At 35.9% G+C, this 16,574-nt stretch carries 9 protein-coding genes; 2 read left to right on the forward strand and 7 right to left on the reverse strand.

Translation table 11 applies throughout. The features are described from left to right. Positions 1-472: 472 nt before the first annotated feature. The 3 genes from SGJ10_05755 to SGJ10_05765 form a co-directional block, all read right to left on the reverse strand. Positions 473-2,017 (reverse strand): T9SS type A sorting domain-containing protein, encoded by a 1,545-nt coding sequence (locus SGJ10_05755; protein MDZ4757628.1) that lies wholly within the window; start codon positions 2,015-2,017, stop codon positions 473-475. Positions 2,018-2,021: 4 nt separating this feature from the next. Beyond that, on the reverse strand, positions 2,022-4,280 hold the full coding sequence (locus tag SGJ10_05760; protein ID MDZ4757629.1) for a hypothetical protein: 2,259 nt from the start codon (positions 4,278-4,280) through the stop codon (positions 2,022-2,024). A gap of 514 nt (positions 4,281-4,794) precedes the next feature. Continuing rightward, complete coding sequence (locus tag SGJ10_05765; protein MDZ4757630.1) at positions 4,795-5,052, reverse strand: hypothetical protein; 258 nt, start codon at positions 5,050-5,052, stop codon at positions 4,795-4,797. Between the two features lie 117 nt (positions 5,053-5,169). Between SGJ10_05765 and SGJ10_05770 the strand changes: the two genes are divergently transcribed. Beyond that, a complete protein-coding gene (locus tag SGJ10_05770; GenBank protein MDZ4757631.1) occupies positions 5,170-6,399 on the forward strand; it encodes a nucleoside transporter C-terminal domain-containing protein in 1,230 nt (409 codons plus the stop codon). 219 nt (positions 6,400-6,618) lie between these two features. Here the strand turns inward: SGJ10_05770 and SGJ10_05775 are convergent, their stop codons facing one another. From SGJ10_05775 to SGJ10_05790, 4 genes are all read right to left on the reverse strand, one after another. Then, positions 6,619-7,425, reverse strand: coding sequence for a hypothetical protein (locus SGJ10_05775; protein ID MDZ4757632.1), 807 nt, complete (start codon positions 7,423-7,425; stop codon positions 6,619-6,621). Positions 7,426-7,639: 214 nt separating this feature from the next. After that, a complete protein-coding gene (locus SGJ10_05780; protein MDZ4757633.1) occupies positions 7,640-9,316 on the reverse strand; it encodes an ABC transporter substrate-binding protein in 1,677 nt (558 codons plus the stop codon). Beyond that, positions 9,294-10,238 carry an SPFH domain-containing protein gene (locus SGJ10_05785; GenBank protein ID MDZ4757634.1) on the reverse strand — a complete coding sequence of 315 codons (945 nt, stop codon included), beginning with the start codon at positions 10,236-10,238 and terminating at the stop codon, positions 9,294-9,296. Before SGJ10_05785 ends, SGJ10_05780 begins: the two co-directional genes overlap by 23 nt. A gap of 150 nt (positions 10,239-10,388) precedes the next feature. Further along, the gene (locus tag SGJ10_05790; protein MDZ4757635.1) at positions 10,389-15,875 is read right to left on the reverse strand and encodes a DUF5011 domain-containing protein; all 5,487 of its coding nucleotides are present in this window, start codon (positions 15,873-15,875) and stop codon (positions 10,389-10,391) included. 230 nt (positions 15,876-16,105) lie between these two features. Here SGJ10_05790 and SGJ10_05795 point away from each other — a divergent pair, with 230 nt between their 5' ends. Further along, positions 16,106-16,462: a hypothetical protein gene (locus tag SGJ10_05795; protein MDZ4757636.1), complete on the forward strand. Its 357-nt coding sequence runs from the start codon at positions 16,106-16,108 to the stop codon at positions 16,460-16,462. Positions 16,463-16,574: the final 112 nt, after the last annotated feature.

Raw genomic sequence — 16,574 nt, forward strand, 5'->3', positions numbered from 1 at the left:
ACTAAACCTGTAACACGGTCGTTGATTGTTAGCATAGCTCCCTGATGATTTTTTCCAATGATGGTGTCTATTTCCAAATCGCCAAACCGTGTCTTTTCAACCCGCCATCGCAAGTTTAAGCGAAGCGAAACTTGTGAGTTCAATAGGGTCAGTCTCCGACTGACGAAGCCATGGAATGTGATACCCTTTTTTTAGATATATAGTGGTGTTTTGTGCTGTGCAAGACAGAGTCTTGCAGTATGAAATCACAAGACAGAGTCTTGCGATGGCTTACTAAATATTTTGGATTATTCAAAAAATATAAAATTTAAAATATTCTTTGGGCGTGTGCCGAAGCGGCACCGGGCTATTCGCTGCAATCTTTTTTTGCTCGCCCACAGCCAAACACAAAAAAAGGATTTCCGCTACTATCCCTCACGCGGCTAAGGCGTCCTACGTCACAATGAATTCAAAATGTAATTCTATAAATTTGCTACTCCACAACAACTTTTTGAGAAACATTTCCCACAAGTATTATATATAATCCTTTTGGTAAATGCTCTACATTTATACTATATAACTTCTCTCCGTTCGTAACAGTATTAAATACTTTTTTACCGAGCATATCATATAATGTTATATTTATTTTTTGGGGCGGCAATCCATTTATATATAATAAAGCATTAGTAGGGTTGGGAAATATATGATATACATTTTTTATTTTCTCAACATCTGATGAACCTTCCCAGATAGACGTTTTATTATATAAATAAATAGTATCAGTTCCACCATCTATGGATAAAGTATCTCCCTTTTTTATATTGGGTAAATACTCCATTGGTTTAGCTCCTTCATCAAAAGGTATACGTTTTAAATCGCTATCAAATTTCATTAATACTAAAGGGGTAAACCCAAAAGGATTTAATCTTAAAGATACTAAACTTGTATTATTAGATGTTTTTAAAATGCACGGGTCGTAATTATTCAAATTGCTATCCCAAATCCATTCATTATATACCTTGCCACTTAGTGATGCTTTTCTGAGCATAAATTTCCAATCCCAATTTGCATAAGGTGGTTTTGAAAATTCGCCTACCTCAATATTGATGCTATCATTGTACTGATAACCATTATCTATCTCTTTAAAACTATCCTTTGAACAAGTTGGTATAAAAGATACAATATGCCCATTAGTATCTAATTCAATAATATGCTGATTGTTACCAAACCCATTGGTGTTTTTTTTAACATTGGCATTAAAATATATATTACCTGTTGTGGTGCTGTATACATTGAAACCAAATATCCCATTAGTTTCATCATAATATACCGGATGTTTCCATTTCGATTCCAGATTGTCTAATCTAAGATAGCGAATCACAGGAGCACTCTCCTCAAAAACACTGTCAATAGGCTCCCAATGTGTACCAGATAAAATAAGTGCGTTCCATTCACGTTTGATATGAATAAAATCATAAGTTTCTTTAAAGGTACTGTAGTTGGTCGTACTCCCATTACTATCCAACTGCATGATAAAAGAAAAATTTTTACCTTGATAATCTTCATCCACATTTCCAGTAGCAAAGAAAGTATTGCTAACAGTATCATATACTATTTCTTCAAACCTAAAGTACCCGCCTTTCCCTCTATAGTATTTCAAAGATAACTTGTTCCCATTTATGTCCAATTTTAATAAAAAACCTATTATGGTATTTACGTCATGTATTCCCATTGTACCAAATACATAAATATTACCTAGTTTGTCTTTATGAATATGCGATATTTTTATTGAAGAAGAGTCTTTGAAACCAGAGCGGTAAATATGTTTAAACGCAGCAATATTGCCATTGGTATCAATAGTAGAAATAGCAGCATCGGTTACTTGCAAATTTAGCCCAATCATAAATATACTGTCGTTAATTTGAATAGGCTTTGCAAAATAATTAATATACTGCCCATATATTTTGGTACAGCTTTGTCCAAACAAGCCTTGGATAATGCTTTGGAATATAACAATACAAAGTATATGCTTTTTCATATACTTATTGCTTGTATATTAACAATACAGAGGTAGCAACATTGCTGCAATAAATTACAGCATAGTAATATCCACTAGTAAGTGAACTAAGGTTGGGAGTTATGGTTAAAGAATTATTTGCATCAATAGTATAATTTTGCGTAAATTTATCTTGCATGAATAAGTCGACTACTTTAAATGTGATGCTAGCTTGGCTTGCATCTGCATTTCCTAAACTAAAAGCTATTGCACTGCTAAAGGGGTTAGGGGCAGCAGTAATGGAAGTATTACAAGGAAGCGAATAAGAACTCGTATCATCTCCCATAAGGGAATCCAATTCATGTGGGTATAATTTATGGGCAAGTGCACCACTATCTTTTTGAGCAAAATCTATAATGAGCCCTCGGGCTGTAGCACTTCCCCATGTATGCCCAGCGGCTATCGGTATTAAGGTAGAATAATGTTGTAAAAACCATATACTATCATAATTTTGTATAGCATAGTCTTTCCAAAAACCATATACTGTAGCTAACTCACCTTGTCCTTCAACGGCTGGGTTTTGATTTTGTAATGCAGCAATCATCACTACGGCATCGCTGTATTTTGCTTGCTTAATAAGTATGGGAATAAGTTTACTAATAGACCATGGTTTGTTGATATTAGTCAAAAATATTTTTAAACTATCAGGCCATATATGTGTAGTATCAGTATCATGTGTTATTTGGTAATCATAATAATGAGCCAACTGATATTGTAAAGACTGCAATTCTATTTTTGCAGAAAAATATATACTACTATCGTCTGTATTTTGTAATGAACTCGAATCAGGCATATTGCTCGATACCGAATCAAGATTATGCCGAACTGTTGCACCATCAGGAAGGATCGCAGGTGGCTCCGGTTTTACCCATCCTGAATAGCATGAGCAATTGGAACTACCATTATTCTGTTTCAAGGTTACTTTAGCTGTTGAATGGCCAGGGTATTCTCTATTACCATTTTGTTGCAGATTATTATGATAATATATAAAGTTTCTTACTTGATTATTTATATGGCAATTTTGATTTGGGAAACTTGTATTGAACCAATTCATGGCTGCAGTATTGGGTGTGCCTTGGTTTGGAACACCATCAGTATTCACATTTGTACCCGTAATAAATACATCATTTACAGTATGATTGTCAAAGCGATTACAGCCAAAAGTACAAGAAGAGTTGCTACGGTCGTATTCAAGACCTCGATCAAAGTTTAAAAAATAATTATTATATGTTCTTCCAGTAATGGTATTTGTGCCGTCTATTAAGCAACCAATAATTGGATTGTTCCCGAGTCTGCTGCTATGAATACGATTGGATGAAACATCATGTTTTGTGCCTTGTAGCCAAATACATTGCGAATTTGCTGTTAACTTGTTCATATACATTTCATTGCCAAATATACTCACCTCCCCACCGGTTGCTCGAATACAATATCTTGAGGGATTCCACATATCATTAGTAGCAATATCTACATAAGGACAATTACTTAGTGTTATTGATTGGTTGAGGAAACTAAAAAAATTTTGGTATACATAGAATATAGCATTAGTTCCAGAAATTCCTGTAGAACTAAAATTGGCGATTCCATTAAATGCAGGTTTAATAGGTACCTGAAAATAATTGAATAAAAAAGGAAAGAAAAAATTATTACTTGAGTTAATTTGTAGTAAAGTAGCATTGGTGAAGGTTGCAGGGACATTTGTTAATGCTGGGTCAATATAAAAAGCAGTATTACGGATGATACTATACTGAGAACCGGCATAAGCTCCAAAAAAAATATTTCGGCCAAAATTGTCCTTAAATAGAATTTTGTTTGTAGTCCCTCCAACATAATTAGTCTCGCCCACTGAGATTATTAGGCCTCCCGCTTGCACATTTACACCATTTGTCCCCATGTGCGATAGTTTTGGAAATTTTGCGTTATTTTCGGTTCTTTCCTTTTCTAGGATTAACAAACCTTGATTAAAGACAGATGTATATTGTGAGCGATCAGGTCTCAATGCGTCATCAGATGATATTTCATTTGGGCTTTTTCTAACATTTGGGACCCATTTATTTAGGTTTATATCATATACAATATCGTTCCAAGCTTCCTTTTGTTTTAGTGTCGAATTTCCCTGCACCACTATTCCAGCCCATGCCAAATTTGTACTATTAAGGCCATTATCATCTTTGTGTGTAATTGTTGTGCCCCGTAATACTAGCACCGCACCTATTCCTACAGTTATTTTGCAATTTGTTGCCATTTTTATCGTGACTGCATTGAAAATAACTCTGCATAATTATTTATGACCACATTACTATTGTATGTGGTGTTTATACTTATAGTTAGCGGTACACTTGGGGTACCTAGATTTTGAGATTTCACATGAATAAACAAAAAATTGAAAAGGAGCAATAAGGGAAACTTTTGTACGGTAAGTGCGGCGAAACACCTTAGATTAGTAAGTAATTTTGAATAGAACATAGAATTTGATTTTAATTTGTTGAAATTGGATGAATTTAAATAGGAAGCAAATATATACACCTAGATTCCAAAAAACAAACAGATGGTTGCCTAAGGTTTAAAAATAATTTTCGTATAACTTTTTCGTTTTATTTATTAAGTTTAGCCATATAATTTTCGGTTTAGTTTTATATTAAGTTCGCCTCTCAGTTATTTAGTATATTTGAATTTGCTGCGTTCTTAAACTCAATTTATAAATAAACATCAATATATTAAAATAATTTCCAAAACCAAGCGGATACCAATTTATTTTTTCATTTCCCTTTTTTACCTATATATGCTATAACCTCTTCGCACATTTTATTAAGCTCTTTGGTTTTTTCAGAATTGGAAGAAGTTAAATATTTTCTCAATTGGGCATCTGTTGCAGGTTTCCCTTTTCCAAAAATTACATCTGCATCTGTTAAGATTGTATCTTTTGTTTTGGTATTTATTTTTACAAAATCAAGTTCCTTGATAAATGATATAAAACTCTTTGCCTTGCTGTCTTTAATATTTAGTTCAATAATCATTGTACAAATGTAATAATTAAATATTAAACTTAGCAAAATCATATATACATTTTAGTAAACACTTATGCCCCCCATTTTGCACTTCCCTATTTTTGTATTATTCTTGCCCTTCAAATTATGACAGGTATTTTAGGCATCATCTTAATTCTGGGCTTGGCCTTCTTGTTTTCGAACAATAGAAAAGCTATCAACTACCGCTTGGTTATTAGTGGCTTGCTGCTACAAGTGGTATTGGCTGTGCTAGTACTTAAAGTAGAAGTGGTAACCAATTTCTTTAAATGGATTGGCCACGGAATGGAAAAAATAGAGTCGTTCGGAAGAGAAGGGGGCAAGTTTGTTTTTGGAAATGTATTGCCCAATCCACCTGAACTTGCAAAACAATGGGGTGGCGAAAATGCCTTTATATTTTTCTTTAATATTCCTTGTACTATTATATTAGTTTGTGTAATAGTTGCTATATTATATCATGTCGGTATTATGCAACGTATTGTTTCTGTACTTGCACGCGGGGTATACTTTATTATGCGTACAAGTGGTTCCGAAAGTTTGAGTAATGTAGCGAGTGCATTTGTGGGACAAGTAGAAGCACAAGTAATGATTCGTCCTTACTTAGCGGGCATGACTAAAAGTGAATTGCTGGCAAGTATGAGTGGCAGTTTGGCCTGTATTGCAGGAGGTATTTTAATAGTATATGTGAATATGGGAATACCTGCACAATTTCTGTTGGCGGCAAGCATTATGGCTGCACCTGCAGCATTGGTAATATCCAAAATTGTATTTCCTGAAACAGAAGAGAGCGAAACAAAAGGCAGGGTAAAATTGGAAGTAAAAAGTCAATATAATAATTTGATAGATGCCATTAGCCATGGTGCATCAGATGGAATGAAAATTTCGTTGAATGTAATAGCCATGCTTATAGGTTTTATTGCACTGATTGCTTTCATCAATTATTTGCTAGGACTTATATATCCCGGCTTTAGTTTAGAAATGATATTTGGATGGATATTTACACCTTTTGCTTGGGTGATGGGTGTGCCTGCAGATGAGGTATCTCAAGTTGCAACTTTAATGGGACAAAAACTAAGCATCAACGAATTTTATGCATATAATCAACTCACACATTTGGCCACACCGCTATCGCCCAAAGCTATGATGATTGCTAGTTTCGCATTATGTGGTTTTGCAAACTTTAGCAGTGTAGGAATGCAGATTGGGGGTATCGGAGAACTTGCCCCGGGTCGCAGGGCAGACTTGGCGAAGCTTGGAATGAAAGCATTATTTTGTGGTACTTTAGCATCCTATCTTTCTGCAACAATTGCGGGGCTGTTGATGGAGTTGCCGTTTTGATGTGGTGTCGGGTGAAAGATAGCCGTCATGCTGTTCGCTGCGGCGAACAGCATGACGCTGACGCCTAATTTCGCTGACCACGATGTATTACAACTTATCTATAGCTTTACTTTTTTTGCTCCAACCATAACCTATCGTCATCATAAAATACAATGCGGTAAAATCCTTTTTTGCAACAGTTGATTTTGCGAAGCCTGGTAAGTAACCAAATTCAATTCTCTATATAGATCCTTTGGCGAATACATCGCCTCTATTGGTCATACCAAAACGCCAACCTGTTTTGCGTAATTCGTCAGCATTAAATCTATAATATGTTTTGGTGGTTTTTGGCCTAAATGTACTATCACCCATAGGGCCTTTATTGCCCATTCCAATTAATATATCATAATATATAGTGAGCCAATTTGAGCTTACACAAGTGCCATGTTTATTCGAATGTACTTCTGCATAAAAATTACGGGTAAGTGCTCCACCTAGTTGCAATACTTTTATATTATTATATTCTTTCATCGTTTGAAAATTCAAACCTATTCGAGGTTGTAATACATGGCGATAGGTTACAGGGAAGGCATCTTCCGATTTTTCATTCACCATGGCCACGCCATCATAATGCGATTTAAGTGTAAAATGACGGCGGCCTTTATATTTAAAAGTAAGCAAATTATAACCGCAACCAATTTCAAAATTTGAATATCCAAAGGGTATATATTTATCACTATATTTTTGATTGATGCCAGCAAAAATTTTGGTTTTGTTGACCAAGCCACTCAAATAAGAATTTTCAAAATAAACTCTGGGAGAAAGTTTCAGTTTCCTCAGCTCAGTATCTATTCTCGACCCTGCCGCTAAAGCAGTAGAATTATTGCTCGTATTTTCGTAATTGCCTACCTTGAAATTGAGATACTCAAACGCTATATGCGTGTTGCGGTATGAATTGGGCTCGTCAGATTTTGCAGTAACAACGGGCTGAGCAATTGAGATGGACACTAATAAAAGTGAGCAAATGAATAGTATATATTTTTTCATGAAACAATAATTATGTTGTAAAAATAGGAACTTTGGTTTAGATAATTCTATACCCTTATCACGGTAATTTCTGGTTGTATTGCTAACGCGTGATTATACCCTCGCTGGCTTTCAGCCACCTCCCCTCCCGAATAAGACTGGGGATGGGAGGATTGCTGACGTCGGATTACGCTAACGGCCGCTGTCGTTTGATTACGCTGACCCCTGATATAAATTAGGGTAGCTTTTTTGTCCGTTTCAGCACCAATAAATTGAGCGGATTTGTGGGCAAACCCGAAATATTATTCTGCAATAATCTGATACTTCTATCATAAAATAAAACAACCACAGGTGCATCATCCATAATTTTTTTGTCGATAGTGCTATATAGTTTCGTTCTTATACTATCGTTGGTTATGGTGAGCGAACTTGCATATAAATTATCAATCGCAGAATTTTTATAATGGAAATAATTTGGGCCGCTGGGGCAAAAGTTTTTGGAAAAGAACAAACTTAAATAGTTCTCCGCATCAGGATAATCTGCTATCCACGAACCGCGGAAGAACAGGGCTTGACTCTTAGCCACCATCTGCCTGTGCGTAGTTCCAGGATTGTTTTCTATTTTGCATTTGATACCAATTGCCGTTAATTGATTTTGTATATATACAGTTAAATCCAAATAATTTTTGGTGGTATATAATACGATTTCATCCTTCTTATTATACCCCGATTTATGTAATAATTCTCGAGCTTTTTCTGGATTGTACTCATATATATCGTCTTCAATATTTCCAGGCAAACCCTTAGGTATAAAACCACCCACATTCCCATTCCCTATATTGTTTCGCAATTGGGCAACCATCTCCTTTCGGTTGATGGCATGGCTAATAGCTTGACGAAAACATATATTTGCAAACGGAGAATTTTTCGACAAAGGCAAACTATCATCCACCAAAAAACCCAAATATTCTGTATTGAGATAATTGCCCAAAACAAGTTTGAATTTACCATGATAGTGTTGTTTCAAACTGCCAGATTTGGTGAGCACATCATCTTTAAAACTACTTTCTAGGCCATTTACAAAATCTAATTTACCTTGCAAAAATTCTAAAAATGCGGAGTGCTTACTTCCAATAAATGATACTACAATTCCATTGAGATAGGGGAGTGGTTTATTGTAACTATCTTTTTCAAAATAAAGCGGATTGCGTTCCATCACCATTTTTACTCCATCTTCCCAAAACTTAAGTTGGAATGAGCCTGTACCCACAGGATGTGATCGAAAATCTTTGCCATATTTTTCTATAGCTTCATGTGGAATTGCAAAACAATACGGCATCGCTAATTGACCCAAAAATGGCGGAAATGCTTTGGCAATATGTATTACAACCGTAGAATCATTTGGGGTTTCAATAAGTTTGTTATTATGATATATATCTTTATCAGTTTTTGGATTTGCAATTGGCAGCCATTTTTCATTGAGCAGCCACGCACCGGGACTTGCAGTTGCGGGGTCAAATATCCTTATTAAACTATACGCTATATCTTTTGAATTTAATTTGCGGCCTTTACCATTTGCAAAGCAATCGTGGTCTTGAAAATATATATCATCACGCAAATAAAAAGTATAGGTTTTGCCACTGTCACTAATGTTCCACCTTTTTGCAAGCGATGGAATAATATGGAGATTGGAATCCAATTCCACCAAGCCATTATAAAGTTGCGTAACTGCCCAGATATTGTTCTGATCCTTTGCAAATGCGGGGTCTAACGAACTAATACCCGCATCTTCATTGTAATAAAACAGGTCGCCACGGTTGCTATTCTTGTTCCCGCAATTAATATATAATAAGGTAAAAAAAAATAGTACTATATAATAGTTTGGGAATTTAGTTGTGGTCTCTTTTTGCACTCAATTCCAAATTATTAAATGCCATTAATTGTTGGAAAGTTCGTGACATTCCATCGGGCGAACCATCCAAAAATATCACATTGCCTTTGCCTTGTTCGGCCATGGTTTTCACAGCTTCTGTCCACATGCTAAATAATATTACGGAAGAGTCCAGATTTGAGCTTGCCATTTCTTTAGCAGCTTGGCTCATACCTTTGGCTACTTCTTCGCGGAATGATGCAACTGCTTGTCCTCTTAATATAGCAGCAACTCTGTCGGCTTCGGCTGAAATTTTTATTGCATTTCCTTCAGCTTCGGCGGCTTTGGTTTTTGTGATTAATAAGGCCTGCCCTTCATTCTCAGCAGCAGCTTTTAGATTGTTTGATGATACCACTTTGGCCATCGATTTCATAATCTCTTCATCGAAAGTTATATCATTCATTTGCATATCGATTAAATGATAGCCCCAGCCTTCTAATGTATTATCCAATTGCATTTTTACTTCTTCCACAATGTCCCTACGAAGTGATAATATTTCTGCTTGTCTTTTGGTCGCCACAAATGCACGAATGCTTCCTTCTACGGTGCGTATCAATGCCGACTGAAAGCTTTTAAGATCCATAAATTTGAAAGCTACATTTTTTATAGTTTCTTCATCGTGGTTCACCACCGCATATAATAACATGGCTGAAAAATTTACATTAGCTTGGTCAACTGTGATAGCTTGAAATCCCAGTTCTATAGAGCGGTTCTGGATAGAAATAGTCTTAAATTCACGCTCGATAAAAGGTATTTTGAAATTGAGCCCTGGATGAAGCAATCGTCGGTATTTACCAAATATGGTGATCACTGCAATATTACCTTGTTTAACCGTAGAAATACCTGCAATAATGAGTAATAGGATGACTCCTAAAATGGAGAGAGTTGTTGGTGATATATTCATTTTTATTTTATTTTATTAGGGAGCAAATAACGGGTTTTTTTTTGGAAAGTGATAAGTAATAAGTAGTCAGTGGTCAGCCCGCCGCGGCGGGCAGTGGTCAGTAGCTGACTCCTATTGGCGTACGGCTTACCACTTATCACATCTTACTTATTACTCCTTCTTAAATTTCGCAATCTGTCTTTCGCCATTCTGATTTATGACAGCTATATAATATAATCCTTGAGCAAAATTATTTACAGGCACTATAATAGATTTGTCGTTTTTAATATTTGTATTATATACCAATTGCCCTGCCTGATTATAGATGAACACTTGTTTGATATTAGATTGATTTTCAAAAACAAGATTTAATATTTCCTGTGCAGGATTTGGGTATAACTGGAAGGTCTCTTTTGCAATATTTTGAATTGCATTTCCTGCATATACTACTACCGATCTCGATACATCGTCTGCTTTAATGTTTGAAGGATCGGTAAGGCTATAAGTTAAAGTATAAGTGCCCAATATAGAAGTATTCACGCTTCCTGTAATAGTAACCAAGGATTGTAAAGTAGCAGCATTATAATAATTATCTGTAGCAGTTATACCAAGGTCAGTATAGCTTTGATATTGCATAACAGAGTCAGTTGTCTTTCCATTAATTGTCAATATTGGTTTGGTAGTTTTCTGTACTATGATAGTTCTGGTTTTATTACTACTATTTCCTGAATGATCGGTGGCTACATAGGTAAGAGATTGTACGCCCAATTGCATTGTATTGATACTTCCAATTACTGTTGCTATAAGTGCGGTATCGTAATCATCGGTAATAGTATAACCAGGGTCAGTAAATGCAAGACCAGCCTCAATATATATAGTATCTCCTACTTTTAGTTTTATAAAGGGGGCTACATTATCTGTAATAATAACCGTACGTTGTGCTGTGCCTATATTTCCAACACTATCGGTGCATGAATAGGTAATATATAGCGTATCTGGTTTTGAGGAATTAATTACAGTTGGATATATATTTACCGTCAGGTTTTGCGAATAATTATCAGTTACTTTATAGCCGGGTTCTGAATATACATCACCTATATGAATGGTATAAGGATTGGGTGCAGTAAGTGTTATTATAGGTTTTAATCGGTCAACAACTATTACATCGCGTGCTATTGTTGCTGATTGGTTTCCAGTTTTATCTGCTACTGTATATTGATATTGATAAGTGCCCAGAACGGCAATATTTGCAGTGCCAGTCCGTACTACATTATTTGATATATTTCCATCCACCGAATCATAGGCGATTACTCCAGGATCATTATAGGATGTATTTGCATCAACAGTATCGGGGTTATTGCCAATCAACACTATATAGGGAGCTGTTGCATCAGGTGTAACTGTTATATATCTTGTTTGCGGGATAGCTTTATTGCCGCTGCTATCCGTTGCATTGAAAGTGAGTGTATAAGTACCAATTGTTTGTGTATTGAGTGGTAAAGTGCTCACCATTACAGGCACATTTCCATCTATATTATCCAATGCCGTTGCACCACTATCGGTATAAGTTAGTCCTTGTCCTACTTTTGCATTTGCACCACCAATAAGTTTAATAACCGGGCCTTCAAAATCATCAACCAGGAAAATACCATAGTCTTCGTACTCTCCACCAAAGGCGGTGCTAACGCAAGCTGCGACGCCATTTCCATCAACAACAGCAATCCTTAATTTAGTAAAACCAGTTGCTACTTTTCCAGATGATTTTGTGGGGACAGTAATAGTTGCTGTCCACGTTTTTAATTTTGCAAAACCACTTGAATATACAACTTCTGAACTTTGGAAAATACCATCTATATTATAATCAATCCATATCTTGCACAATGCACTTTTAGTATTAGCTAACCTCCCTGCATTGAATTTGTATTTCCCACCCAATATCATACAAGTGGTACTGCTCGAATAGTCCCAATAATCGGCGGTACCAATGCTTGAAACCATAGATATATCTCCAATATTAAACATACTAATTCCTGCTTCCGTTCCTGTAAAAGTAGAGCAAGTAGGATAGCAATAATCATCGCTCACATAAAAATAATTGGTAATCGATTTTACATTATTTCCATAAGCATTGGTTGCAGTTAAAGAAATACTATAATAACCGGTATCGGTAAATGATACATCAGGGTTTTGGTCTGATTGGCTGGTTCCATTTTCAAATACCACATTATTGTTTGGTTGAATATCCCAATCCCAACCTGTGGCACCATATAAAGATTTATCTTTTAAGGATACGATTTTATATAGTGTAAGTTTACTTGGCGTTGCTTTTTGAACAGCTATGCAACCGCTGGGAACATAAGAATACTCGGCCTCGAAAGCGGCAACAGGGCTTTGCGACGGATTAACGATTGTAATAACTTTGTCAACGGTGTCAATTCCACCACAACTCTGCACTATTAAACGACAGGTTTGTGTTCCAACATTATTAAATGTATATATATTTTTCCATCCTGTGGCGTCTTCAAATCCATCGTTCTCATAATCCCAACTATAAGTATATGTTTTATCCCAATAAGTTGCTTTTATATCCATAGTAGAGCCTATATAAACGGTATCGGGAATTACAAAGAGAGCACTTGGTTTTGGGAACGTTCCTGGAGTTGAATACCATTTGGCCTCAAATCCTTTTCCTCTTGTATATCTACTATAAAAATATATATACATGCTGCCACTTTTAGCAGTTAATTTGCTGGGCTTATAATTATTGGTAAACCCATAATTATTGAATAATTTCTTTCCTGATATACTATCTGTACCATCCCAGATTCCTAGCCACGAAGCATTTCCTAAATCAAATTTACTTTGGTCGAATTCTATCGTAACGTCTTTTGCACAAGGAGCTATCAGCAGATGTAATTTTTTATTCGTTCCATGGTTTCCATACTTTCCACCATCATCGTACAAGCGACCTTCTGAAGCACTGGTATAAGTGGGGCTTCCCATTATAATAGTTTGCAATACTTTTATATATATACTTTTGCAAAGCTGGCTACTTCCTATTGCATTGGTGGCAGTAAGGCATATATTATAATTACCTGGGGAAACAAAAGTTATTACTGGTTGAAAGCTATTAGTATCCGTACCATTTGTATATATCCAATCGGTGCCATAGGTGCCAGGCGTAACAGTCCAATTGAAGGATTCAGGGCCTTGTATAGTATAGTTTTTAAAAGTGATTGTTCCATTTTCATCTATAACTGTATCGCTTGCATAAAAACTAGGAACAGGAACATTCGATGGATTATATACATTGAAATTAATAGTGGTATCGTCCGTTCCTATGCAATTAATTACTTCCAGTTTTATACTATGACTCCCCGTATTGCTAATCGTGCTCATTAAATCCTTGGTCAAAACTCCACTGACCAATGTCCCGTCAATATACCAATAATAATGTTTACCTAATTTATTGGAAAGGTTCGTAGCAGTAAATATACAATTCACAAATATAGTATCTGGTAAACTAAAACTTGCAAATGGGTTGCTATATTTATAGGCACACTCATCGGCACCTAGTTGTGGGGCAATGGTGCAGCGTTGGTTGCCGTCAATATCATCGCTTACACCTGTAAGGCTATCTCCTTGCAAGGGGGCAATATTGGTCTTTAAATGCAAGTTATAAGGTGATACGGTACTCATAAAAGCAGGCACTTGGTTAAACACAAAGTTATTTTGTCCATTCACGCCTTGTATATCTTTTACAGTTGTATATAGTGGCCCATTATTAATCCTAACCATGTCGGCCCCTAAATCGCCATTGAGGTTATTATATTCTGATAGATTAATATTACTTGCCTGAAACGCCCATATACATTGGCTATTGGCACGTTGTACACTTATTATATTATTTCTAAAATCAACCGTGGGGCCATATACATATACCCCATACCTTGTGGCAGCTCCAGTTGGAGCATAATTATATATGGTATTGTGGTAGATTTTTACGTTAGCTGTACTATTATAGGTATATAGGTATATGCTTCGTACATTAGTGCCCCACACAAAATTATTTTGAACCAATAGATCATTACTATAATAACAATTCATTCCCGTAGAAGTGGCATTTATCTTATTGCTCAGTATAAATGATGCATCTGAATAATACAAAAACAATCCAATTGCAGAACTATAGATGTAATTATTTGATAGTGTAACGGAATCTTCATAATATAAATATATACCCGTGCCATTAGATAGGTTTGAGATATCGCAATTTTTTACTAAGAAATTATGTCCTCTATTACTCACATCTCCATACATATAAATTCCATAATATCCACCCGAAATATTGGTATTGGTTACGGAAGCATACGTCACCGAATTTTTGGTGCTATTGGGTACAGTTCCGAAAACAATATTATAACTGGAATTCTTATTCACCACGCATTTAATTATACAACTGTCAACATGTATCTCGGTAATGTTGCCTGCAAAACTGAGAGCAGTATTTGTTACATTGAGCGTATTAGTTTGATCGATAGTAAGGTTCTTTATGGTAACATAGGAAACGTTGTTAAACGCTATAAGTTTAGTCTTACTGCTTGAGAATTTGGTATTAGTGGCATTCCCACCATCAATAGTTAAAGTATTGGTAGTACTAAGTCCAGCAATATTATTAAAGTATGCACTGTCGGTATAGGTGCCTGCTTTTATTTTTACTATGGTGGGGCCACTTATATAACAGCTATTCAATAATTGGGCAACCTCGTTGAGTGTATGATAATTGGTATATGATTTAGAACTTGACGGATTTACGGTTAAAGTTCCAGACACACCAGTACACAAAAGCAAACTTGTTGTGTCATCGTTAATATTGGCATCAGGGTTATTGCCATTTGGATATTTTACCCATGCTTTTAATGTATATAAGCCATTTGACGAAGCAGATATTGTTTGCGAAAATTTATGGGTATATTGAGCACACGAGGCAAGGTTCAGCCCTGTGATGTTTTCTGTAACAGTAGTGCCATCGAATAAGTAGGAAACCCGCACACTGTCGAGCGTGCTATCGCTGTGGTTTGATATGGTAAGTGCAAGCGTATCGTTTTGCCCTACGGTTAAAGTTGCAGGCCCATTTAATGAAACTGCAGTTATATTAAAATTGGTATCCGCATTCACATTTATTTGTAAATCCCAAAAATCGCCATAGGTTACCTTGCAAGGATTGTTTGTTACAGCGAGGTTTCCATAGTCGGCACCGATACGCATGCGATAGGCACCTGACGGGGCACCGATGGGTACTATAAAATATCCATACAAACTATCATTGGCACCAATATTTGACTTTTGCAATAATAATTCCGCCGACTCAAAGGTATCATTCTTATTCCAGTCAATATACATATATGCTTGCTGCGATGGGTAAGTAGCCACCTGGGCTGCCATATACACCGTATCGCCTTTGTTGAGGCAAGTACCTGTAGTATTATAATAATTGTAATACGATTGTTGGGTATTATACGTTATTGTTTTCGAAAACTGTCCGTATAATTTAACCCTGACAATACCGATGCCGCAACATTTGTTCGTGGCAGAGGGGCTTGCACATTGTGCCAAGGATTCAAAATTGATTGCTGAGGCAAATAGAAGTATTGCCATTGCTATAATTATTGTAAAATATTTTGTCATAATAAGTTAGATAAATAATTTTCAAATGTACAGGAGATTTTGGTAAAAAAGAAATTTTTTATAGAGGAATAGGGGGGAAGGAATAAGGAACTGTCTCCTTCAGCCGTTCCGAAGCATCTGAAGGCACTTATTCCTTACTCCTTACTCCTAGTACCTAATTACTGCTTGTTTCATTTCCAACCCTTCCCTAATATTGTCAGGTGAAATATTTTGTAGCTCCCATATTGTTGTGTATTACACTTTTTAGCCAAGCACAATCCATTACGCCGTATGTGTTCAATACCGATGGTGCAACTTTGAAAGGTAGCACGGTGCAAATTGAGATTTCCATTGGTGAACCCATTACGACCACTTTATATTCAGCTAATAATATCATAAGCCAAGGACTGTTGCAGCCAAACTATAATTTGATGACAAGTATATATATAGAAGAGAAAAATATTACGATTAAATATTGCCCCAATCCCACCACAGATAATATATATATAGAAACAGATGCAGTATATAACAACATACAGATTTTTGACATGACGGGCAAGTTGGTGCAGATTCAGTAAGGGCAAAGCAAACAATTAATAATGGAGTATTTGGCAGCAGGGCTATACGAGGTAGTGTTGGTAGATAAAATATGTAATCCTGTTACGCATTTTAAGATTAGCAAAATCACAT

It is taken from the genome of Bacteroidota bacterium, from assembly GCA_034439655.1.
In the GTDB taxonomy this organism is placed as follows: domain Bacteria; phylum Bacteroidota; class Bacteroidia; order UKL13-3; family UKL13-3; genus CANJUD01.

What these genes read in the sequence shown, in the direction of transcription:
- SGJ10_05755 (MDZ4757628.1), bottom strand. Translation starts at nt 2,017, where the DNA reads ATGAAAAAGCATATACTTTGTATTGTTATATTCCAAAGCATTATCCAA.
- SGJ10_05760 (MDZ4757629.1), bottom strand. Translation starts at nt 4,280, where the DNA reads ATGGCAACAAATTGCAAAATAACTGTAGGAATAGGTGCGGTGCTAGTA.
- SGJ10_05765 (MDZ4757630.1), bottom strand. Translation starts at nt 5,052, where the DNA reads ATGATTATTGAACTAAATATTAAAGACAGCAAGGCAAAGAGTTTTATA.
- SGJ10_05770 (MDZ4757631.1), top strand. Translation starts at nt 5,170, where the DNA reads ATGACAGGTATTTTAGGCATCATCTTAATTCTGGGCTTGGCCTTCTTG.
- SGJ10_05775 (MDZ4757632.1), bottom strand. Translation starts at nt 7,425, where the DNA reads ATGAAAAAATATATACTATTCATTTGCTCACTTTTATTAGTGTCCATC.
- SGJ10_05785 (MDZ4757634.1), bottom strand. Translation starts at nt 10,238, where the DNA reads ATGAATATATCACCAACAACTCTCTCCATTTTAGGAGTCATCCTATTA.
- SGJ10_05790 (MDZ4757635.1), bottom strand. Translation starts at nt 15,875, where the DNA reads ATGGCAATACTTCTATTTGCCTCAGCAATCAATTTTGAATCCTTGGCA.